Source organism: Amycolatopsis sp. NPDC114505, from assembly GCF_055633615.1.
This window is the reverse complement of sequence record NZ_JBVKDV010000003.1, coordinates 1,504,243-1,525,341: the sequence shown is the minus strand read 5'-3', so window position 1 is coordinate 1,525,341 and position 21,099 is coordinate 1,504,243. Positions and strand designations below refer to the sequence as shown.

18 protein-coding genes are annotated in these 21,099 nt (G+C 74.4%); all 18 read left to right on the top strand.

Going from position 1 to position 21,099, the window contains the following annotated elements; all coding sequences use genetic code 11:
* Positions 1–158 precede the first annotated feature (158 nt).
* The 18 genes from ACZ7OU_RS36355 to ACZ7OU_RS36270 all read left to right on the top strand — a co-directional run bounded on the left by ACZ7OU_RS36355 (position 159) and on the right by ACZ7OU_RS36270 (position 21,083).
* A complete protein-coding gene (locus tag ACZ7OU_RS36355; protein ID WP_470258708.1) occupies positions 159–2,885 on the top strand; it encodes a helix-turn-helix transcriptional regulator in 2,727 nt (908 codons plus the stop codon).
* Positions 2,886–2,999: 114 nt separating this feature from the next.
* On the top strand, positions 3,000–3,752 hold the full coding sequence (locus tag ACZ7OU_RS36350) for a hypothetical protein (RefSeq protein WP_470242859.1): 753 nt from the start codon (positions 3,000–3,002) through the stop codon (positions 3,750–3,752).
* Positions 3,753–3,811: 59 nt separating this feature from the next.
* Entirely contained in the window at positions 3,812–5,008 is a 1,197-nt protein-coding gene (locus ACZ7OU_RS36345; protein WP_470242858.1) for a hypothetical protein, read from the top strand.
* 13 nt (positions 5,009–5,021) lie between these two features.
* The gene (locus tag ACZ7OU_RS36340) at positions 5,022–5,483 is read left to right on the top strand and encodes a hypothetical protein (protein WP_470242857.1); all 462 of its coding nucleotides are present in this window, start codon (positions 5,022–5,024) and stop codon (positions 5,481–5,483) included.
* 11 nt (positions 5,484–5,494) lie between these two features.
* On the top strand, positions 5,495–5,710 hold the full coding sequence (locus tag ACZ7OU_RS36335; protein WP_470242856.1) for a hypothetical protein: 216 nt from the start codon (positions 5,495–5,497) through the stop codon (positions 5,708–5,710).
* Positions 5,707–8,292 (top strand): hypothetical protein, encoded by a 2,586-nt coding sequence (locus ACZ7OU_RS36330; RefSeq protein WP_470242855.1) that lies wholly within the window; start codon positions 5,707–5,709, stop codon positions 8,290–8,292. Before ACZ7OU_RS36335 ends, ACZ7OU_RS36330 begins: the two co-directional genes overlap by 4 nt.
* Positions 8,289–10,022 carry a hypothetical protein gene (locus ACZ7OU_RS36325; protein ID WP_470242854.1) on the top strand — a complete coding sequence of 578 codons (1,734 nt, stop codon included), beginning with the start codon at positions 8,289–8,291 and terminating at the stop codon, positions 10,020–10,022. The genes ACZ7OU_RS36330 and ACZ7OU_RS36325 overlap by 4 nt, the downstream gene beginning before the upstream one ends.
* Positions 10,019–10,510, top strand: coding sequence for a hypothetical protein (locus ACZ7OU_RS36320; RefSeq protein WP_470242853.1), 492 nt, complete (start codon positions 10,019–10,021; stop codon positions 10,508–10,510). Before ACZ7OU_RS36325 ends, ACZ7OU_RS36320 begins: the two co-directional genes overlap by 4 nt.
* A gap of 11 nt (positions 10,511–10,521) precedes the next feature.
* Complete coding sequence (locus tag ACZ7OU_RS36315; RefSeq protein WP_470242852.1) at positions 10,522–11,070, top strand: hypothetical protein; 549 nt, start codon at positions 10,522–10,524, stop codon at positions 11,068–11,070.
* A 28-nt stretch (positions 11,071–11,098) separates the two neighbouring features.
* Positions 11,099–13,138: a hypothetical protein gene (locus tag ACZ7OU_RS36310; RefSeq protein WP_470258707.1), complete on the top strand. Its 2,040-nt coding sequence runs from the start codon at positions 11,099–11,101 to the stop codon at positions 13,136–13,138.
* Positions 13,138–13,506 carry a hypothetical protein gene (locus ACZ7OU_RS36305; protein ID WP_470258706.1) on the top strand — a complete coding sequence of 123 codons (369 nt, stop codon included), beginning with the start codon at positions 13,138–13,140 and terminating at the stop codon, positions 13,504–13,506. The genes ACZ7OU_RS36310 and ACZ7OU_RS36305 overlap by 1 nt, the downstream gene beginning before the upstream one ends.
* 10 nt (positions 13,507–13,516) lie before the next feature.
* Positions 13,517–14,062: a hypothetical protein gene (locus ACZ7OU_RS36300; RefSeq protein ID WP_470258705.1), complete on the top strand. Its 546-nt coding sequence runs from the start codon at positions 13,517–13,519 to the stop codon at positions 14,060–14,062.
* A complete protein-coding gene (locus ACZ7OU_RS36295) occupies positions 14,059–15,528 on the top strand; it encodes a hypothetical protein (protein ID WP_470258704.1) in 1,470 nt (489 codons plus the stop codon). Before ACZ7OU_RS36300 ends, ACZ7OU_RS36295 begins: the two co-directional genes overlap by 4 nt.
* A 3-nt stretch (positions 15,529–15,531) precedes the next feature.
* A complete protein-coding gene (locus ACZ7OU_RS36290; protein WP_470258703.1) occupies positions 15,532–17,793 on the top strand; it encodes a hypothetical protein in 2,262 nt (753 codons plus the stop codon).
* Positions 17,790–18,554, top strand: a complete 765-nt coding sequence (locus ACZ7OU_RS36285; RefSeq protein WP_470242846.1) for a hypothetical protein — start codon at positions 17,790–17,792, stop codon at positions 18,552–18,554. Before ACZ7OU_RS36290 ends, ACZ7OU_RS36285 begins: the two co-directional genes overlap by 4 nt.
* Positions 18,554–19,417: a hypothetical protein gene (locus ACZ7OU_RS36280; RefSeq protein WP_470258702.1), complete on the top strand. Its 864-nt coding sequence runs from the start codon at positions 18,554–18,556 to the stop codon at positions 19,415–19,417. The genes ACZ7OU_RS36285 and ACZ7OU_RS36280 overlap by 1 nt, the downstream gene beginning before the upstream one ends.
* Entirely contained in the window at positions 19,414–20,361 is a 948-nt protein-coding gene (locus tag ACZ7OU_RS36275; protein WP_470258701.1) for an ATP-grasp domain-containing protein, read from the top strand. The genes ACZ7OU_RS36280 and ACZ7OU_RS36275 overlap by 4 nt, the downstream gene beginning before the upstream one ends.
* Positions 20,358–21,083 carry a hypothetical protein gene (locus ACZ7OU_RS36270; RefSeq protein WP_470258700.1) on the top strand — a complete coding sequence of 242 codons (726 nt, stop codon included), beginning with the start codon at positions 20,358–20,360 and terminating at the stop codon, positions 21,081–21,083. Before ACZ7OU_RS36275 ends, ACZ7OU_RS36270 begins: the two co-directional genes overlap by 4 nt.
* Positions 21,084–21,099 lie beyond the last annotated feature (16 nt).

Genomic DNA, 21,099 nt, shown 5'->3' with positions numbered 1-21,099 from the left:
TCTGACGTGCGGGAACGACGTATCGGCGGACTGTCGACGAACTGTCGACGGGCCGTGCAAGCGTCGCCGCAGCGTCCGGGGGACGACCAGGGTGGGACCTGCTCCCGGGACGGACCGCGTGGCCGACCGCCACGCGCCGGTCGACCTGGGGGAGTGCCGTGGGGACAACGGATACCGCCGTTTCGCTGGATCGAAGACCGGCCGGGGCGGAGCCGCGCGCGCCGTTCGTCGGCCGGCGGTGGGAGAGCGGGCTGCTCGGGCGGCCGGTGGAGCACGGGTCGGCGCGGGTCGTCGTCGGCGAGCCGGGGATCGGGAAGACCGCGCTGCTGCGGCACCTGGCCGACCGGGCGCCGCACCGGGTGGTGTGGGTGCGCGGGAGCCGGGCCGAGACCACCCTCGCCTACGCCGCCACGGCGCAGCTGCTCGACGGTCTCACCCCGTACTTCGCGAAGGTGCCGCCCGCGCGGCGGCGGGCGCTGGAGATCGCGCTCGCGCTCGACGACGGTCCGGCGCCCGGCGCGCTCGCCGTGTGCGCCGGCGCGCTCGGTGTCCTCGCCGCCGCGGCGGACCGCGAACCGGTGCTGGTCCTGGTGGACGACCTGCAGTGGGTCGACCGGGAGTCCCGGCGGCTGCTGGCCTACCTCGGCCGCCGGCTCGGCCGCGAGCGGGTGGCGCTCGTCATGGCACTGCGCGACGAACCCGGCGCGGCCGCCGAACCGCCGGACCTGCCCACCGTGCGGCTGACCGGGTTCGACCGCGCCGACGGCCGCCGCCTGGCCCGGACCCGCGGGTTCCTCGTCCCGGACCACGAGGTCGACGCGCTCGTCGACGCGACCGGCGGCAACCCGCTGGCCGTCGTGGAAACCCTGGCCCGGCTGGCCACGAAGACCGATCGGCCCACCGACCTCACGCTCGAAGTGGGGGCTTCGGTGCTGCCCGCGTGGCGTGGTGTCCTCACCCGCCTGCCGGACGCGACCCGCCGGGCGCTCGCCGTGCTGGCCGTCGCCGGGCCGGCGGAACCGGCGACCGTCGAAGCGGCGCTGGCCGAGCTCGGGCTGTCGCCGCACGACGTGCTGCCCGGCGAGCGGCTCGGGCTCGTGACCGGCGGCGGGTCGCCGCGGCTGCGGCACCCCCTGCTCGGCCCGGTGCTGCTGGTGGACCTGACGGCGTCGGCCCGGAAAGCCGTCTACGACGCACTGACCACGCACTCGCGGCGGGACCAGCAGGCGTGGTACCAGTCGTTCGCGGTGACCGGACCGGCGGACGAGCTGGCCGCCCGGCTGGCCGGACTGGCCAGGGGGACCGCCGACCCGGCCGCCGCGGCCCGGTTCCTGCGCCGCGCGGCCGACCTGACCGCCGACCCCCGCCGGCGCGCGATGCGCCTGCTCACGGCGGCGGCCGGGGCGCTGCGGGCCGGGCAGGGCGAGCGGGCGGTGTCGTGGTGCCGCGAGGCCACGGCCCTGCGCGACGACCCGGTGTTCCTCGCGGCGGCCGCCGGCCGCGGCGCGCGGGGGCTGGCGCTCGCCGGGCAGCACCGGCAGGCCTTCGACGAGCTGGCCGGGGCGGCGTCCTGGCTCGCCCGGCGGGATCCGGTGCGGGCGGCGGAACTGCTGTGCCAGGCGACCGTGCCCGCCATGGTGCTGGGGGAGCCGCGCCTGGCCTGCGTGGCGGTCACCGAGGCGGAGTCGCTGGCCGGTGTCCCGTTGCCGCCGTCCGCGCGACCGGCCGCCGCGGCCGCCCGCGTGATGCACGGCCTGCCGGGCGGCGAGGTCCCGCCGCCCGAACGGACCGCCGACCCGGCGGCGCAGGTGTGGCTGGCGCTCGCGGAGCTGTGGACGGATCGGCCGGACCCCGCCAGGACGGCGATCAACGCCGCGCTCTGCCGGCTGCGCCGCGGCCGGGCACCGGCGCTGCTGGCCGTCGCACTGGCCGTGCGCAGCGACATCGGCTTCCGCACCGGCGGCTGGGCCTCCGCCCAGGCGGACGCCGTCGAGGCCATCGCCGTGGCGGAGCGGACCCCGCCGAACGGGGTGGTCGCGTTCGGACTGCTGGCACTGGCCCGCGTGGAGGCCGCGCGAGGGAACCAGGAGCGGTGCGTGGAACTCCTGGCCCGCAGCCGCAAGGAGGCCGGCCCCTTCGGCGTCGACCTGCGGCTGCTGCTGGAGCCGGCGGTGCGGGGGCTCGCCGCGTTGACCGCGGGCGAACCGGGAGCCGCCGTCGAGCCGCTGGAGTCCGCGTGGGCGCACTCCGAAGCCGGCGGGGTGGGCAACCCGGCCGTCGTGCCGTTCGCGGCCGATCTCGCCGAGGCGCACCTCCGGTGCGGGAATCCCGGACGGGCCGGGGAAGTCGTGGCCTGGCTGGAAGAACGGGCGGCGGGCGCGGGACTGCGGGGGCAGCTGTCGGCCGCGTGGCGGTGCCGGGGCCTGCTGGCCGGCGACGTCGCCACGGCCACGGCCGCGTTCGCGAAGGCCCGCGACGCGGGCGACGTCCGGACGGCCCCCTTCGAGTACGCCAGAACCCTGCTGTGCGAGGGAGAAGTGCTCCGCAGACTGCGCCGACCCGCGGCCGCCCGCCCGGCGCTGCGGCTCGCGGTGGACGTGTTCGAGGGCTTGGGCGCGGGTGCCTGGGCCGCCCGCGCGGCCGCCGAGCTGTCCGCCGCCGGCGACCACCCGGGCGCGAAACCCGGTCCGCTCGCGACGGACGTGCTGACCCCGCAGCAGCTGCGCATCGCCAGTCTCGTGGCGGCGGGCCACAACAACGCCGAAACGGCCGAAATGCTGTTCCTGTCCCGGAAAACGGTGGAAGCGCACCTCACGCAGATCTACCGCAAGCTCGTGGTCCACTCCCGCACGCAGCTCGTGAACGCCCTGAACGCGCGGGGGTGACCACGGTGGGCTCCCGGGCGAGCGCGCGCCGCAGTCGAGGGAGTCACCCGATGCCGCCGCGGGTCCCCGCCCGGCAGAGTCCGGGTGACACCGAGGAAAACCGGGGGTGAGGACATGGACGTCGCCAGTGAAACCCTGCTCCGGCTCGCCGATCCGGCGGCGCGGGCGGCGGTCCTGACCGCCGACGCGCTGCTCGCGATCGGGGCGGTGGCCTACGAGCTCGACCCGGACCTGGTGACCGAACCGGTGACGGCGACCTTCGACCGGTTCGACCTCGCGGTGCCGCTCGGCTCCCGGGTGTCGGCGCTGGCCCAGTTCCGGCGCACCGGGGAGCCGGTGCCGTGGGAGGTCACCGCGTCCTGGGAGACCGGGCTGGTACCGCCCGCCGCGGCCGACGCGGTGTGGACCGGCGCCGTCGTGGTGCGCACCGCGATCCTCAACGACACCATCGTGGACGTCACCGCCCGGCAGTCCGGTGTGGACGATCCGGTCGCGCTCGACGCCACCCTGGCGATGAGCCCGCCGGGGGCGGACCCGGACCCGGCGCCGGTCGCGTTGCCCGTGCTCGTGGCGTTCGTCGTCGCGGACGCGGCCACGAGCCCCCGTGACCTCTTGCGGGCGACGACGGCGGCCCGGCTCGGCGCGGCCCGGTACGCCGCCGGCGCCGTTCCGGCCGGGGCGCCCGCCCGCCGGTTCGACCGCCTCGTCTGCTGGGTGGTGCCCGGCACGACCTTCGACGACCCGGGCTGGCCGGGCGCACAGAGCGACTCGACGCCGGAGCAGCGTCGCGCGGACCGGGTGCGGGCCGCGCGGGGCTGGCTCGCCAGCCAGGGCGTCGCCGTCATCACGACCGCGGAGCCCACATGACGACCAAGTCCCGCGCCAAACGCGCATCGACCACGTCAGAACCACGTACGGAGATCGGTATGGCCACCCTCGTACAACCGGCTTTTCCCTTTGTCGACGTCATCATCGACACCAGCGCGCTGGTGCCGGCGGCCCAGCGCTCGCCCGGCGTCGTCGCGGTCGTCGGCAACGCCGACGGCGTCACCGCGCCCGTGTCGACGCCGCTGGTCGTCACCGGCCACGCCGACGTGATCGGCCTGTTCGGCAAGGCCGGCGCGGCGACGCCGCTGAGCCGCAGCCTCGACCTGGTCCTCGCGCAGGACCCGCGGCCGAGCAAGGTCTACGGCGTCCGCACGCCGGCGGCCGGGAGCTACGCGGCCGCGCTGACCGGCCTGGAGGCCGCGGACGACGTCACGTTCGTCTGCCTGGCCGGCGAGACGACGGTCGGCGCGCCGACCAACGGCACGACCCCGGCGACCGGGCTGCGTGCCCTGGCGGAACACGTGGAAACCATGTCGGCGGCGGGCAACCGGCGGCTGGCGGTCGCGATGATCGACCCCGCCATCGGGCGGACCGCGACCTATGTGGACACCGTGCTGGCGGCGAACTCCTACGGCGCGCTGAAGAGCGCGACCGGCCGGATGGTCCTCGTCGCCGCGCGGGGCGCGACCACCGACGAGGCGGCGAACCCGAACCCGGTCGCCGACGCGGCCGCGGCCGTCATGGGGGCGATCGCCGGCCTGGCCCCGGCCGCGAGCGTCGTGCTCAAGCAGGTCCGCGGCTTCACCGTGCCGATCACCCAGCAGTACGTCCCGGCGGAGATCACCGGGCTGGCCGGCCAGGGCGTGATCCCGCTGATCGACCCGGCGCTGGTGCCCGGCACCGGGCTGTTCATGGGCGACGGCGGCACGTTCTCCGCCGACCCCGCGCGCAACTACGTCGACATCTGCCGGGTGCTCGACGACATCGAGTTCCGGCTGCGGGCCGGGCTGATCGGCACGGTCGGCGACGCGCGCATCACCAAGGCCGGCCTCACGTCGGTGCGGGTGCGGGTGGAGGGGATCCTCGGCCCGCTGCAGCTGGGCGCGGTGATCGACGACTTCTCGGTCACGATCCCGCTGCTGGCGATCCTCGCGCTGCCGGAAAGCGCCCGCACCGCCGCCGAACAGGCGCAGGTGGTCACCGCTCGGCAGACCCGGCAGGTGTCCGTCCTCATCAGCATCACGTACGGGCCCGCGGTGCACCGGCTCAACGTGACTCTCGCCCCCCAGTTCTGACCAGGAGCCCAGAATGTCGAGTCCCGAAGCCAACTGGAACACCCGCCTCGCCGTGCACTACACGGACGACAAGGGCGTGGACCACGAGATCTCGCCGATCCAGTCGTTCACCCCGACGTTCGCCACCACGGCCGAGCCGCTGCACAGCATCGAACGCACGCACGTCGGCGTCGTGACCCAGCCCTACTCGCTGACGTTTTCCCTGACGGTCAACGCGATCGGCCCGGCCACCGCGCAGCTGACCGCGCTGGCGCTGAACGGGACCGAGTTCAGCATCTCGGTGCAGGAGCGCAGCGGGGACGACTGGTCGTTCTCCACGATCGTGCTCAGCCGGTGCGTCGTCACGAGCGCGTCGCCGACCGCGGCCACCGTGATGGGCGCCCCGCAGGCGACGTTCTCCGGCTTCTCCATGCACGTCGACGCCACCGACTCCGGCGGCGTCAAGACCTCCGGCCCGTTGCAGGCCTCGCTCTGAGGGGATCTCCCGTGTCCGACGACCTCGATCTCGGCGCCGGCGGTCTGTTCCCGGCCGGCGACGGCTGGTGGGACGCGCTGGGCGCCCGCGCTTCGGCGCGGCCCGACGGGCTGGTCCTCGAGTTCCCGGTCGAGGTCGAGGTCCGGCTGGTCTCGCCGGAGCGGCCGGACCGGCTCGCCGACACCACCATCCACCGGCTGACCGCGGCTTTGGAAGGACTGGCATGACGACCGTGCGCATCCCGGTCCGGGTCCGGCTCGACGTCGATCCGGCGCGGCCGCTCGAGCACCTGGCCGACCTCGTGCGCGACGCGACGGACCGAGCCGCCTGCCGCGCGGCCGACCGGGCCCGGCGCGTGCCGGTCCTGCGCGACGCGGCTTGGGACCCCGGCCCGCCCAAGACGACGGTCGGCTTCACCGGCGACCCGCTGCCGCAGGGGCTGGCCGCCGACCTGGCCGCCGCCACGCAGGCCGGCCTCCAGACCGCGACCGCGCGGCTGAAGGCTCCGCCGGCCGGTAGCTCGGCCCCGCCGGTGCCGGCGGCGCGCACGAAGCTGCAGCTCCGGGACTTCGCCGAGGAGGCCGACGTCTGGAACGCGGTCACGGCCTCGTACAACGGCGCGCCGCCGAGCGAGGTGCTCGTCATCGCGCGCTTGGACGGGAAACCGCGGCAGTGGGTCGTGACCTTCACCGGGCCGCCCGTGGTGCGGGCCAGCGGACCCTTCAACGCGTTCACGAAGGACGGAAGCGGGGAGCGCCCGGCCGGCGCCCTCGTCGCCGACGGGCTGCGGTTCTGGCGCCGGTTCACCACCGCGGCGCAATGGCACGCGGCACTGGCCGACCTGATCCTGGAGGACCTCGCGGGACTGCGGCAGTCCGTGCCCGAACGCGAGCTGACCGACCGGGCGAAGGCCGCGGCGAAGAAGTACCCGTTCCCCGGAAGCGGCGCGTGGTACGAGTTCCTCGCCGGGGCGACGCGCGTCGGCTGGTACCAGGGGCCGTCCGGGATCACCACCGGCACGCTGGCGGTGGCGGTGCTCACCGAAGAGGCCGGGCGCGCGGAGTACGGCAAGGACTGCCCGCCGCTGGACGTCACCTCGGCCGACGAGGCGACCCTCGGCGAGCCGTACCTCGGCGAGCCCGACCTGGCCGGGTGGCCGGCCGACCGCGCGTACTTCGCCAAGCTGATCGGCGAGATCGCCGCCCGGCTGGCGATGCCGGAGGGCGCCGGCTACGTCGGCTCGTTCGTCCTCGTCGCCACGCAGGAGATCGGCAGGCAAAGCCAGTCCCTCGGAGTCGTCGGCGGCGGCACCCGGGGCCGCCAGGCGGAACTGCGCCGGCTGGCCGAGATCGCGGTGCTCACCACCAACCTCGCCGCGGCCTACGTCGACGCGGTGTACTCCGGCGACCGCTCGCGGTCCCTGCCGTGCCCCTTGGCCGGCCACAGTGGACAGTGGGCGGCGCACTTCCACCAGCTGTTCTTCCGCGTGCGGCGGGACGTCGTGGGGCAGCTGTTCGTGTCGGCCTGCCAGGACGTCCTGCTGGAGCAGCTCGAGAAGAGCCTGGCCGAGCTGGACCGGCGGCTGGACCGCACGAACTTCCCCGAGTACATGCGCTTCACCCGCGCGCTGCTGGTGATCGTCCTGTCCCGCAGTGTCGAGCTCGAGGACCTGCGCCGCCGGATCGGTGCCGCGAAGGCGCGGGCCCGGAACCCCGCCCTGTCCTGGCGCGCACCGAACCTGGTCCAGGCCGGGTGGCGGGAGACGAGCACGGTGGTGTTCTCCGACGGCAAGTACTGGGCCAAAGACGCCCAAAGCCACTGGTGGAACGAAGAACAGCTGGCGTTCGCGATCGGCAGCGCCCGCGACGAGGCGTTCCTCGTCGACCCGTTCCTCGAGAAGATCAAGGACCTCTCGGACGTCGTGAGCAGGCTCAAGGACGCGCAACGCCGCGACGACGAGCGCAGCGAGCAGTCCGGCGACGCCGTCACCGAAGCGGTGGACGCCGAGTTCTCGGCCGTCCTCAAGGACGTCCGGCGCGAGAACCTCGAGCGGACGGCGCGGGTGCGCCGGGACCGCTCGATCGCCCTCGGCCTGGCGAGCTTCGCCGAGGACCGCACGGACGAGATCGGCGCCCGGCTGACCGGTATCCACCGGCGGGCCGACGAGCGCCTCCGGCCGATGTTCGCGCACCAGGCGGTGTACGTCGACGCGCTCCACGAGCTCGCGGCCGCCGAGCTGGGCAAGGCCGAGCTGCTGGAGTTCTTCAACGTCTTCGGCATCACGCTCCTCGCGGTGTTCTTCCCGCCGGCGGCGTTCCTGATCCCCGCCGGCCAGGCGATCGGTGCGCTGGCGACCGCCTACGAGCACCGCGGGATCCAGCGGGCGCTGCTCGGCGGCGACGAGTTCATCACCAGGGCCCAGGCGGAGGCCGAGCTGTGGGCGGCCTGGATCGGTGCCGCGTTCGCGTTCCTCCCGCTGGTGAAACCGATCGCCCGCGGCGTCTCCGGCGTCGCGCGGTTGGCGCTGCCGGGCACCGAGCGGCGGGCCGCGGCCATCGCCGCGATCCGGCTCGCCAGGAGCGAGGTGGCGCACATCTTCGCCCTCGCGACCGCCGAAGACCTGCTGGCCGCCTTCCTGCGGGAGGCGGTCAAGGGATACGTCCTGAACCTCGTGCTGTCCGCCGCCATCGACCGGTTCATCACCGCGGTCGTGCGCGAGGACCCGCACGGCGAGGTGTCCCGCGAGCACCTGCGCGCGGTGATGACCGAGGCGGCCCGCGCCGCCGGGGCCGGGCGAGGCACGCCGTGACGGGGCGGAGCCCGGTCCACACCGCGCTGAGCGAGCACCCGAGCCTGCGGGCGGGACTCGCGGAGGTCCGGCGCCGGACCACGCTGCCGGAAAGCCGGGTGCGCGAGCTCTGGGACGAGTCGGTGGGCACGTCGCTGGACGTCCTCGGCCTCGGGTACGTCCAGGACTTCGAGGCGGCGATGGCGAGCGTGCGGCAGCTGCGCGAGCGGGTGCACGAAATCTACGAACGGGTCTTCCGGCGGGAGCTGACCGAGGCGGACCTGGGGGAGCTGCGTGACCTCGAAACGGCGCTGGCCGACGACCTCCAGGCGCTCGCGGACCCGCAGCGCTGGGCCCGCGACCGGCCGAACCTGCCGGACAAGCGGCTCGCACCGGACGCCACGCCGGCGTCGCCCGTGGATGCCGCCCGTCAGCGGGACGCCCGGGTGCGCGCGTTGCCCGCGGAACGCCGCGTCGCGGTCGAACGGGCCCGGCAGCTGGCTCCCGACCGGCTGGAAGCCGCGCTGCGCGACGAACCCCGGGCCGAGGCGGCGCTGCGGCGTGCGCTGACGGAGAAGGGGATGGACGACGCGTCGCTCGGCCACCTCGCCGACGCCCTCGACGAGATCCGGAATCCGGGACTGGACTACGCGTTCGGCGCCGGCCGGGACCCGATCGGGACGGCGCGGGTGCACGCCGCGTACCGCGAACTGCCTGCCCCGCACCGGGACGCGGTGAACCAGGCCAACGTCCTCGACCCGGACTTCCTGCGGCTCGCGGTGCTCCGCGAGAGCGACGCGGAGTTCACCCGGCTCGTGGACCGGTTCTGCGCGGAGCACGGCGTCACCGGCCAGCGGCGGACCGACCTCGAAGCCGCGCTGCGCGAGCTGAACGACGTGCACCGGGAAGCCCTGCACGAAGTCCGGCCCGGCGAGACCGGCAGCGCCCAGGCCCGGACGCGCGCGCAGGTCCTCGACCGCGCGGCGACCGAGATCGGGCTGCCGACCCAGGACGAGATCACCCGGCGGCTGGGCCGCAGCTCGGCCATCGTCGAGCTGGCCGCGCGCAGTCCGGGACACCTGGCCGAGTTCGCCGAGAAGTGGCTGCGGTACGCCGTGGAGAAGCGGCAGGAGGGCAAGCCCGTCGCCACCCTGGAACGGTACGTGCGCGCGCTGTCCCGGTCGCACGTGCGCGGCCTGCTCGGCGAGCTCACCGCCGCCTTCCAGCTCGCCGACGACGCCTGGGTGGTCAAGGTGCCCGACCTGGGCGTGACGGTGGGCGGGACCGACTTCGTCGTGGTCGACATGCGCACCGGGGAAGTGTGGTTCGGCGACAACAAAGCACTGTCGGCCCACGGGCTCGGTGAGGTCAGCAGCCTCATCCGCAACATCGCCGCCAACATGGAGGCCGACGTCGCCGAGTTCGGCACGTGGCTCAACCGCGAGGACACTCCACCGCCGCCGAAGCTGGCCGAAGCGCTCCAGCGCGCGGCGGAGGCGTCGGCCGAGGTGAGCGCGTACGTCGCACGGATGACGCGGGAACAGATCGAGAGCGACCCCGTGCAGCGCCGGATCGGCAAGATCCTCGCCCGCAAAGGCGTCGGGCGCAGCGTCACCAACGCCGGCGGCGCGCTGTCCTGGCTGACCGGCGCGGCGCGCAAGTTCCTCGCCTTCGACAACCTCGACGAGCCCGGCCCCTACCCGCCCGAGCGGCGCATCGAGCTGCCCGCACCCGAAGGGAGTGCCCCGTGAGCGGCTACGAACCCGGCCTGCACACGCCGAGCGCCATCCTGTCCGACGGGATCGTGCCGGTTCCGCTCTGGGCGGTCACCCAGCTGTCGATCGCCTCGACCTACTTCGTGCCGCAGATCGGCGGCAGCCGGCGCCGGATCGCCGTCGTCACCCACGACGACACGCTGTCCTTCAGCGCCGTGCTGCTCGGCCCGTCCCGGTTCGCCTGGAAGGTGGCGCTGGAGAACCTGGCCGAGTCCAGCCGGCAGGGCACCGCGCTGTCCCGGCTGACCAAGAACGCGGTCGGCGGGCTGGTGCTGATCACCGCGGCCACGATCCGCACCGATCTCGCCGTCCAGTCGCTCACCTTCACCCAGGCCGCCGGGCGGCGCGAGGCGATCGACGTGTCCATGCAGCTGCTCCACCTGCCCCGGCCGGGCAGCCTCGCCAAGCTGCTCGAGGTCGCCTCGGTCGGGGTCGGCGCCCTGACCGACGCGCTGCCGATCTGAGGAGGGCGACGATGACCTTTCCCGTACTGCCCGGGCTGATCAGCCGGCCGCCCTTCGACGTCCCGTCCCTGCCGGGCCCCGACGTGCCGTCGAGCGGACCCGCGGCGCCCCGGGTGCTCAAGCAGGAGCTCACCTCCGGCCTGCCGGTCCGGGTGGACCTCGACGGCGCGCGCGGTCTCGTGCTCGCCGTCCCGCTCGGTGTCGCCAGGAGCGTCCTGGCGGCCGACCCCCAGGCCGTCGTCTTCGACACGCGGACGGCGGGCGACCCGGCGGCCGCCCGCGATCCCGGCACCGCGTGGCCGCGGCTGACCCTGCTGTCCGGCGGGGTGATCGGCGAGACGGTCCCGGTGGTGGCCGGGGTGCCGCTCGCGCTGCGGCTCGGCGCCGTCGCGGTCGTCGAGATCACCGTCGACCTGCTGGTCGTCACGATCGGCACGCTGCGCAGCCCCGGGCAGTTCGACAGCCGGATCGCGCTGCGCTGGCGGGATCTCGGCCCGGCGCCCGACACCGGCCCGCCCCGCCCGGTGGGCGACCCCGGCATTCCCATCCTGAACGCCTGAACACCCGAGACCCCGAAGGAGGTCACCGATGACCCTCAGCACCCCGATCGCGACCGCGGAAGGCCCCGACGTCACGCCGGGCACGGTGCCCGCCTGGGCGGTCGTGTTCTTCGAAGAGGAGTCCGGGAAGCCGCTGGCCACGATCGGCAGCGAAACCTACGCCGGCTCGGTCTCGGCCGCGCTGCCCGCCGACCTCACCGGCGGCTCGTACGAGGTCGTGTTCGAGGGCATGACGGACGCGGACTACCAGCAGATCCACGTCGGCGAGAAGCAGCACCTGGCGGCGTCGCTTTACTTGTGGTGGAAGGATTCGCCGACCGGGGTGGCCGGCGACCTGGCCCGCTTCACGGGGCTCGACCACCCGCTCGGGGCGATCACCCCCGACCCGCCGCCGCTGAGCCTGGTCGCCGTCATCCGCGTCGACCGGCTGTGGCGCCGCCCGGGCCCCCGTCGCTTCGAAGTGGTGGCCAGCGGGCGGGAGCTGGTGACGGCCCGGCTGTCCGGCACCGGCGTCGACCCCGTCCCGCAGCCGGGCCTGCAGGAGGCGGTGGGCGCGATCGCCGAGACGGCCGGGGTGCGGCTGGTCCGGTACTACGGCCTCGCGGACTTCCAGCCGCCGCCGACGGTGCTCGCCCCGGTGGAGATCCCCGTCCGGCACGGCACCTGCCTGCAGGCGCTGACCGGCGTGCTGGACGACCAGGCCCGCAAGCTGTTGCGGCTCTACGGCCAGCCGCTCGCCCTGATCCGCAACGGCGTCCTGCACGTCGGGGTGTGGGCGAGCGCCGCCGGACCGCAGCTGCCGGTGGTCCGGCACCTCGACGACGACAGCGGCCTGCTCTCGATCGAGCGGGGTTCCCCACGGGCGCGGGAGCAGGCGGCGGGCGACCGGCCGGACGCGCCGCAGTCCCGGCTGACGGTGTCGGTGACCACGCTCGGGCGGCCGGACCTGAAGCCGGGCGACACGCTCGTCGTCGAGCTGCCGCCGGAAGACTTCCCGCAGGTCGAGCCGCCGAGCGTCGGCGCGACCCTGCTCGGCTCGCTGAACACGCGGCCCTTCGGCGATCTCGCCCCCGACCCGACGCCGGTGCGGTGCCGGATCACCGAGGTCACCCACCGGATCTCCCGCGAGGAAGGCTTCGTCACGGTCGCGAAGGCGTTCGTGCTGGCCGGCGGGGACGACGGGTGGGACCTCGGCGGCCGCACCCCGGCGCCGGAAGTCCGCGCGGCGCCGCCGATCGGCGAGCCGGCCGCGGACCCGGCGCACACCTTCGCCGTCAGCCTCCGCAGCGCGACGGCCAACCTCACCGCCGGCGTCGCCCAGCGGGCCCGCTCCCACGTCGGTCTCGTCCACGACCACGTGGCCGCCGGCGCCACGGACACCCGGCACACCAGCGACTTCTGGGTCTCCCGCGATCCGGGTGACGGCTCGGGGAGTACCGCGCAGCGGGCCGCGACCTCGCGGGACGTGCCGGCCGAGGCGCACCGGGTGCCGTACGCGACCCCGTTCGCGTGGGGCAACTTCGGCCTGGTGCTGCCGCGCTACCCGGCCACCCGGGTACTGCTGGTCGACGGCGCGGGCGGGCCGGGGGAGTACGTGGACGTCGGCGCTGTCTGGGCGGTGAACGCGGGTCCGGCGGCCGAGGCGGGCGACTACTGGCTGGCCTTGCCGGCGAACGTCGTGGCGGCCGAACACCTGCCGCGCGACGGCACGGCACCGTCCGAAGTGGACCAAAAGCCGCCGGACGGCCCCGCGACCCACGACCTGATCGACGGCAAGGGCACCCGGGTCATCGAGACGGCGCGGTTCGTCCTTCGGGTCGTCGACGAGCCCGCGAACCTGACGAACGTCCCGGGGCGGCCGGACCCGGACTCGGGCGGCCCGGCCGGCAGCGTCCTGATCGAGACCAAGCCCGGTTCGGGCCCGTCGGCGCGGATCCTGCTGCAGGCCGACGGAAGCGTGTCGGTCACCGGCTCGTCGATCACGTTCGACGCGGGCGACGGGCAGATCAACCTCAAGGCCAAGGACGTCAAGGTCGCGCTCAGCGGCGGAACGATGGACGTGAGCTGATGGCCTTCCCCGTCACGATCGCCGGCGCGTTCACCTGCGCGCACCAGGGCGTCCGCCCGCTGACCAGCACCGACGCGAAGTTCACGGTCGAGGGCGAGGCCGTGCTGTTCTTCGCCGAAGCCGCACCCGCCGCACCCGTTCCCTACGCCGGGTGCCTCTTTCCCCCGGGCGGCCCGCCCGCGCCGTGCAAGACGACGTCGGCTCCCGAACCCAACAAGGGGTTCTCGAAGTCGCTGACCGTCGGCGGCGCGCACGTGCTGCTCGACGCACTGCAAGCGACCACCGAGAACCCACCGGCCGCCCCGCCGCCGGACCCGGCGAAGACCGTCACGGTCGCCGCGGGCCAGACCAAGCTCACCGCTTCGTGAAGGAACGACCATGACCGCTGCCCTCCCGTCGCCCCCGCCGGGCGACGACTCCGCCGTCCGGCGCCGCCAGCTGCTCGGGTTCGGCCCGCGCGCCGACCTGGCCGGCCCGGCGGACACCGCCCGCGACCTGGTGCTGCGCGCCACCGCGACCGGCGTCGACCTCGACCTGGTCGAGGGCGTGGACGCGCTCTGCCAGGACCTCGCGATCGGGCTGACCACGTTGCGCGGCAGCGACCCGTTCAACGTGCGGTTCGGCTTCCTCGGGCTGACCCCGCTGGTGCGCCAGACCTCGCCGATGCTCGCCAGGGAAGGCCTGCGCGCCGCGGTGATCGAGATGGTGGCCGCCGACCCCCGGGTGCGCCGCGTGGTCGACCTGACCACGCCGGCGCCGACCGAAGGCCGGGCTTCGCGGTCCTTCGACATCACCGTCTCGTTCGAAGCGATCACCGGCGACCCGGCGACGCTGGCCACCGGCGGCCTCGCCACCGGTGCCGAGTGGGGCGCCATCGACACCCCGGGCGTCGTGGCGTCCGGCACCACAGGGAGAACGCCATGAGCTCCGACAGCAGCATCGACCTGACCGACGTCCTCGCCGTCGACGACTCCGTCACGAGGTCCACCGGCAGCGGCACCTTCGGCGTGACCGACGCGGGGTTCCTGCCCAAGCCGTTCACCCGGCTGCTGGCCGAGAAGATCGCGCTCGCGCAGCAGCTGATCGACCCGGCCATCGACCTCTCGAGCGGCAGCGTCCTGCGCAAGCTGCTGGAGGTCACCGCCCTCGAGGACGCGCGGACCTGGGCGGCGCTGGCCGCGGAGTACGACGACAGCTTCGTCGGTACCGCACGCGGTCGCGCCCTTTCCGAGCTCGGCGGGGAGCTCGGCATCCCCCGGCCGTTCCTCACCTCGACCGGATCCGTCACGCTGACATTGGCGCAGGCACTGCCCTCGGGGGTGCCGAAACTGGTGCTGCCGCGCGGTTCGCGGCTGTCCACGCCGGGCGGGCACCGCGTCGCGCTCGCCGCCGCGGTCGAGTTCACCCCCGGCGTGACGTCGGCGTCCGTGCCGGTGACGAGCTTCGACCCGGGACCGGTCGGCAACCTCGACCCCGCCGTCACCGACGCCGGCGGCGTCCACCCGCAGCGCATCGACCGGTGGGAGATCGCCGACACCAAGCTCGCCGCGATGTTCGCGGCCGACGTGGCGGCCGGCTTCCCCGACCGGGCGTCGCTGACCGGCCAGGGCCTGGTCCGGGTCCAGCACACGCAGGCGCTCACCGGGGGCAACGCGCAGTTCGGCGACGACCGCTACCGCGCGCTGCTGCTCAACGCGCCGAGGTCGGTGTGGACGGCGGACTCCATCGCGGCCACCGTGGCGCTGGTGCCCGGCGTGCGGCAGGTCGCGGTGCGGGACGGGTGGGGCGGGCTCGACCTGTCCCAGTCGATCTTCGGCCAGTTCACCTTCTTCGAGCGGCTGTTCGCCGCGGACCGGGACATGTCGTCGCCGTTCTTCATCACGGTCCTGGTCGCGCCGACCGAGGCCGCGGTCTGGGACGGCGCGTCCGGCCTGCGCGCGGCGGTGCAGCAGGCGATCCGGGACGTCCGCCCGGTCGGGATCTTCCCGGACGTCGTGCGGGCCGAGCAGGTGTTCTTCACGATCCAGGCCGACGTGGTGACCTCGGGCCTGGCCCTGCCGTCCGGGTCCGTCGCCGGCCGCAACCTCAGCCCCGGCGCGCTCGCGCTCAAGCAGCGGCTGGCGGCCCGGCTGCGCGGCGTCGCCGACGGGCTCGGGCTCTCGGAACCGGTGCGGGCCGCCGCGCTGTCCGCGGCGATGATGGCGGAACCCGGCGTCGTCGACGTCACCAGCCTGTTCCTCGTCCGCTTCCCGTTCCCGGTCGACACCGTCGGGTCCGGCGGCGAGTCCGACACCGAGCCGGACGTGCTCGCGCTCGACGAGAACCTGACGCTCGGCGCCGACGAGATCGCGGTCTTCGTCGAGTCACCCGAACGACTGACGGTGCGGTGAGCGATGACCACGACCAGCCCACTCCTCGACCCGGCCGGCTTCGGCGCCGGCGTGCTGGCCGCCGCGGCGGCCGAGCTGATCGGCCCGCTGTCCCCGGCGGCCACGCCACACCCGCTGACGCTGAAGGCCGGCGGCCCGCCGGGGCAGGCCGAGGCCGTCGTGGACATCGAGACCAGCAAGGCTCTGGTGCTGTGCACCGTACTGTCCGATGTGGACGTCCAAGGCCTGACGATCCTGCTCGCCTTCAAGTCCGGGAACGGCACCCCGCAAACGCTTCCGGTGGTGACGTTCGCGCCGCACACCGCCGCGGGCACCGCGCTGGTGGCCGCGGTCCCGCCCGTCGGCAAGGGTGACGTCGTCGCGCCGTTTTCCCTGCTGGTGCGCGGAATTCGCGGCGGTGAGCTCGGCACCGGGCTCAGCGCGGCGGAGCTGGTCGCCACGGTCCGGTTCGACCTCGTCCAGGGCGTGCTCGGCCGGCTGCTCACCGTCCTGCTCGACGAGAAGGGCCGGATCCGGCGCACCGCGCGGCAGCTGCGCGCGATGCGGACCCTCGAGGTGGCGAGCGGCGCCGCGCTCGACCGCGTCGGCGCCGACCTGTCCTGCCCGCGGTTCTCCGACGAGCTGTTCTGGGACGCCGACCAGCAGACTCCGGCGACCCGTCCGCTCCAGCCACCCGGCGCCCGCGAAGACGACGCGTCCTACCGGGCCCGGCTGCGGGTCCTGCGGGGCGTGCGGCTGCCCAGCGCGCCGTGGATCGGCTCCGCGCTGGGCGCGGGCGGCTTCCTCGCCGACGTCGGCGTGCCGGGCCCGGTGACCGTCGACGAGTCGGTCGACCAGCAGCTGATCGCGCTGCGCCTGGTCGCGCCCGGCTCGCCGGGCACGATCGCGCTGCTGCTCAACGCGATCCGGCGCGTGCACCTGGTCTGGCCGGCGGGCAGCACCGAAGGCGACGACGCCCATGGCGACCGTCTCCTGCCCCCGGCCGAGGTGGCCCGCGTCGACGTCCGGCGCGCGGCGCTCGCCACCTGGCAGGTGCAGCCTTTCCAGCCCGTGGCGCCCGCCGTCGCCGAAGCGCTGACCACGCTCGACGACCGGTGCCGGCAGCTGGGCGCCCGGCCGTGGCCCCGTGTCCTCAAAGGACAGGACAACGACGGCGGGTCGCGGTTCGAGCTCGGGTTCGGCGTCCAGCTCGCCGCGCCGGTCGCCGCCCAGCTCGACGCGGCCGTCAGCGCGGCGACCCAGCTGAAGGACCCGAACCTGGTGCCCCAGCCGAGGTCGGCGGACCCGGCCGGGGCGTGGCTGCTCAAGGCGTGCGGCCTGCGCACGGTCGAGCGGGACGCCGACGGCACGGTGTTCGTCAGCACCGCGCCGATGGGTCCGCTCGTGGTGGACGTCGTACCCGACAACGAAGGCGATGCCCCGCTGGCGCTGACCGCCCGGCTCGTCTCGGCCACCGACCCCGGTCACGACGTGCCGGTGGTCGCCGTGATCACCGCACTCGCCGGCGCCCAGCTGACCCCGGTCGCGAACCCCGCCGCGGTGCTGGCCGGCGCCCGGCCGACCAGCACCGTCACCGGGCTGGACGCCGCGCTGGGCGCCCGGGGCGTGCCGAAGGTGGTCGACGTCGGCGCGTTCGTCCGGCAGCTGGGCAGCGTGTCCGCCCGCGACTACGTGCTCTTCGACCTCGGGGCGCCGCGCACGGCCGCCGTGATCGCGAACCCCGCCCTGCTGAGCCCGTTGTTCACCACGGCCGCGGCGGCCGGCGCGAGCAGCGTCGTCGCGCTGGCCACCGGCGCCGGGACGCTCGCGCTGATGTTCGGGGTCGCGGGGCTCCCGCTCGCCGGCAGCAACCTGGCCGGCGAGCACACCCTGGTCCACCGCTGGCAGGTGCGCGGTCTCGGGACGCAGTCGGCCACGCTGTCGGGCCGGCGGGGTGCCGCGGTCACCATCCCGGTCGCCAACGACGGGATCAGCGTCGTCTCGTGCGTGGTGGGTCCGCACACCGGCGCGAACGACACGTACGAATGGCGCCCGGCGCTGCCCGACGGCGCGCTGCTGACCCTGCGCCAGTACGAGCACCTGCTCAACATCGTGGAGCTGGTGACTCCAGTCGGCGTGCGGGCCGACACGTTCGCGATCCGGCGGCGGCACGTCGACGTGGACGGCTCCGGCAAGGCCACGGTCCTGACCATCGCCGCCGCCCGGGCCTACCGGCACTACCGCCTGGCGCGCTCCGCGCAGGCAGGACAAGGAGAGAGCTCATGAGCGGAGACCAGAACGTCTACGGCGTGCCGGCCCGCACGATCGTCGACGCCCTGCGCGGCGCGGGCGTGGCGGAGGACGACGTCATCGCGGTGCTGGGGCGGGCCATCGCCCGGTCGTCCGGCCTGGCCGCGGCGGAGGTGACCCCGCCGTTCGTGTTCCAGACCCAGGTTCCGCAGCTGGCACCCCAGTGCGAGGTCCACTTCGAGCCCGGGTTCGTCCACCCGGACTTCATCGACGGGGTGACGGTCGTGCAGGCCGGGGAGACCCCCACCGAGCTCGGCTTCAACCACCGGTTCCACGCGATCGAGGACGACCTCGCCGGCGTCGCCGAGGCGCTGCGCACCGTCAGCAACTGCATGAAGGAGCTGCGGCTGGAGCTGTTCGGGGTGGTCCAGGAGCTGCAGGTGAAGATCACCCAGATCGACGCGCGGCTCGACGGCATCAAGGACAAGGAAGGCAAGGAGGGCAAGGAGAAGCAGGAGGGCAAGGAGACCAAGGAGGACAAGGAGAGCAAGGAGAAGGAGGGCAAGGACGACAAGGAGAGCAAGGAGCAGCCCAAGGAGCACAAGGACGGCAAGGAGCACGAGAAGAGCCCGAAGGACGGGGACAAGGAGAACACCGAGCTCACGGGACTCACCCCGCCGGGCTCTCCGGCACCCGACCCGGACCCCGACGACGGTGACGAGCGCACGTTCATCTCGCTGGAGGACCGCCCCGAGGTGGGCGGCCGGGCACTGGCCGACCCGGACGAGGACAACTGATGCTGCTGATCCTCGCCCATGGTCACGACGTCTCCGCCCGCGCACTGGCCGAGCGGTGGGGGAGCCGGGCGCTGCTGGTCACGGTCGCCGAGCTGCACCACTGGTGCTGGCGCCTCGACGTCTCGGTCGACGGCGGGGTCGAGACGGAGCTGGCGACCGCCGAGGGCACACCGATCCCGGTGACGGGGGTGGTGAACCGGCTGGGCTGGCTGACCCGCACCGACCTGTCCAGGGTGCACCCGGTGGACCGCGACTACGCGGCGGCCGAGCTGACGGCGTTCCTGCTGGCGTGGCTCGACGCGTGTCCGGCGCCGGTGTTGAACCCACCCGGCCCGAGGAGTCTCAACGGCCCGGCGTGGTCGCCGGAACAGTGGGCGGACGCGGCGGTGTCGGTCGGTCTGCGGGCCGAAGTCCATCGTCGGCTCGGCCTTGCCGACACGCCGGTCGAGGTGCCGGAGTGGGTTGACGGCGTTCAGGCGCACGTGGTCGGGGAGGTGTGCGTTGGTGACGTGCACCCGGCGCTCGGGGCGAGGTTGTGCGCACTCGCCAGGCTGGCGGGCACGACCCTGCTCACGGCGGCGGTGTCCGGCCCGGGACCGCATGCTGCGGTGCGGGACATCTCGGCCTGGCCGGACGTCGGCAACCCCGCGGTGGCCGATGCCCTCGCGGCTTTGCTTCCGGCCGGCGATCTCGTGGAGGTGGGCAGGCCGGGCGTGGCCGATACCCTTGCGGCCCTGCTTCCGGCTGGCGATCCCGCTGAGCTGCGGGAGATCCCGGCTCGGCCGGACGAGGGCGAGCCGCGCGTGGCCGATGCCCTCGCGGCCCTGCTTCCGGTTGACGATCCCGTGGAGGTGGCCGGATGACCATCCTCCTGTGGGGCCTGATCCGCGACCACCCGATCGCCGCCGTCCTGGACCAGCTACGCCAGCTCGGCGCCCCCGTCCGCTTCCTGGACCAGCGGCGCGTCCTCGACACCACCGTGCGCGTCGATGCCGGCCGGCGGGGCCGCACCACCGTCACCGCCGGCGACGAGGAGTTCGACCTCGACCGCGTGCGGGCCGCCTACGTGCGCCCCTATGACAGCACCCGCCTGTCCGTCCTGCGCTCGCGGCCGCGGTCGTCGCCGCAATGGGGGCACGCCGCCGGCGTGGACCTCGCGCTGAACGGGTGGGCCGATCGCACTCCCGCCTTCGTGCTGAACCGGCCGGAAGCCGCCGCGAGCAACGGGTCCAAGGCCTACCAGCTGCGCGCCATCGCCGCGGCCGGCTTCCTCGTGCCCGCGACGCTCGTCACGAACGATCCGGACCGGGTCGCGGGGTTCGTCCGTCAGCACGGCAAGGTCATCGTCAAGTCGGCCAGCGGGGTGCGCAGCCGGGTGCGGTGCGTCGGGCCGGCCGATGCCGCCCGGCTGGCGGACGTGGCGAACTGCCCGACGCTGTTCCAGAACCAGGTCCCGGGCACCGATGTGCGGGTGCACGTCGTGGGTACCGAACTCTTCGCCGCCGAGGTGAACAGCGACGCCGACGACTACCGCTACGCGCGCCTGCAGGGTCATCCCGCCGCGGTCCTCACCGAGGCCGACCTGCCGCCGGAGGTCGCCGCGCGCTGTCTCGACCTGTCGAGACGGCTGCGGCTGCCGGTCGCCGGCATCGACCTGCGCCGCACCCCGGACGGCGAATGGTACTGCTTCGAAGTGAACCCGTCGCCGGGCTTCACCTACTACGAATCCCACACCGGCCAGCCGATCGCGGCGGCCATCGCCGGGTTGCTGGCCGCGGCGGCGTTGTGCAAGGAGCATGCCCGATGACGGCGACCCAGTACGTCGAAGAGATCAGGTTCGGCGGCGCGTGCGTCCACAGCGCCGAGTTGTTCACCCCGGCGGAGGTCGCCGAGGTCGTCGCCGCCGTGGACGGCGTGCCGGCCGAGCTGCGCCACGACTGCTGGAGCACGGAGGGAGGCAAGGGCCTGGCCACGATCGGCGAGCCGCTCTACCGCAACCGCGCGCGCCTCGACCACTACGCGGCTCGCGCGCGGGCCGAGAACCGCCTGCTGTATCAGCACTTCCGCCTCGTGCACGAACGGGTCGCGACGTTCTTCGAACACCGGTACGGGCTGCCGGTCGTGTACGCCGACGAGCTCGCGGTCCCCGGCTTCCACCTGTTCGACTTCGCGGGCCCCGGCGACTTCGAGGGCGGCGGCTGGCACATCGACGCGCTGGAGAAGCAGGTGCCGGCCCTGTTCGCGCGCCTGGCCGACATCACCGCGGTGGTCAACTTCACCGTGCCGTTCGCGTTGCCGGACGGGGGCAGCGGCATGGACCTGGAGGCCGACGCGCCGGGCGCCCCGCCGGGCCGCCGGGGCGGTGGTCAGCCGATCACGGTGCCCTACCGCACCGGCACGATGCTGTTCACGGAATCCGAGCTGTGGCACCGGATTTCCAGCTCCCGTTGTTTTGCGCCGGGCCAGCGCCGCGTGACCCACCAGGGGCACGGCGTGCGGCTCGACGACCGCTGGATCTTGTTCTGGTGAAGGAAAGAGGTGCACG

Excerpts from the sequence above, each read along its gene's own strand:
- ACZ7OU_RS36350 (WP_470242859.1), top strand. The coding sequence starts at position 3,000 with ATGGACGTCGCCAGTGAAACCCTGCTCCGGCTCGCCGATCCGGCGGCG.
- ACZ7OU_RS36345 (WP_470242858.1), top strand. The coding sequence starts at position 3,812 with ATGGCCACCCTCGTACAACCGGCTTTTCCCTTTGTCGACGTCATCATC.
- ACZ7OU_RS36340 (WP_470242857.1), top strand. The coding sequence starts at position 5,022 with ATGTCGAGTCCCGAAGCCAACTGGAACACCCGCCTCGCCGTGCACTAC.
- ACZ7OU_RS36330 (WP_470242855.1), top strand. The coding sequence starts at position 5,707 with ATGACGACCGTGCGCATCCCGGTCCGGGTCCGGCTCGACGTCGATCCG.
- ACZ7OU_RS36315 (WP_470242852.1), top strand. The coding sequence starts at position 10,522 with ATGACCTTTCCCGTACTGCCCGGGCTGATCAGCCGGCCGCCCTTCGAC.
- ACZ7OU_RS36310 (WP_470258707.1), top strand. The coding sequence starts at position 11,099 with ATGACCCTCAGCACCCCGATCGCGACCGCGGAAGGCCCCGACGTCACG.
- ACZ7OU_RS36305 (WP_470258706.1), top strand. The coding sequence starts at position 13,138 with ATGGCCTTCCCCGTCACGATCGCCGGCGCGTTCACCTGCGCGCACCAG.
- ACZ7OU_RS36300 (WP_470258705.1), top strand. The coding sequence starts at position 13,517 with ATGACCGCTGCCCTCCCGTCGCCCCCGCCGGGCGACGACTCCGCCGTC.
- ACZ7OU_RS36295 (WP_470258704.1), top strand. The coding sequence starts at position 14,059 with ATGAGCTCCGACAGCAGCATCGACCTGACCGACGTCCTCGCCGTCGAC.
- ACZ7OU_RS36290 (WP_470258703.1), top strand. The coding sequence starts at position 15,532 with ATGACCACGACCAGCCCACTCCTCGACCCGGCCGGCTTCGGCGCCGGC.
- ACZ7OU_RS36285 (WP_470242846.1), top strand. The coding sequence starts at position 17,790 with ATGAGCGGAGACCAGAACGTCTACGGCGTGCCGGCCCGCACGATCGTC.
- ACZ7OU_RS36280 (WP_470258702.1), top strand. The coding sequence starts at position 18,554 with ATGCTGCTGATCCTCGCCCATGGTCACGACGTCTCCGCCCGCGCACTG.
- ACZ7OU_RS36275 (WP_470258701.1), top strand. The coding sequence starts at position 19,414 with ATGACCATCCTCCTGTGGGGCCTGATCCGCGACCACCCGATCGCCGCC.
- ACZ7OU_RS36270 (WP_470258700.1), top strand. The coding sequence starts at position 20,358 with ATGACGGCGACCCAGTACGTCGAAGAGATCAGGTTCGGCGGCGCGTGC.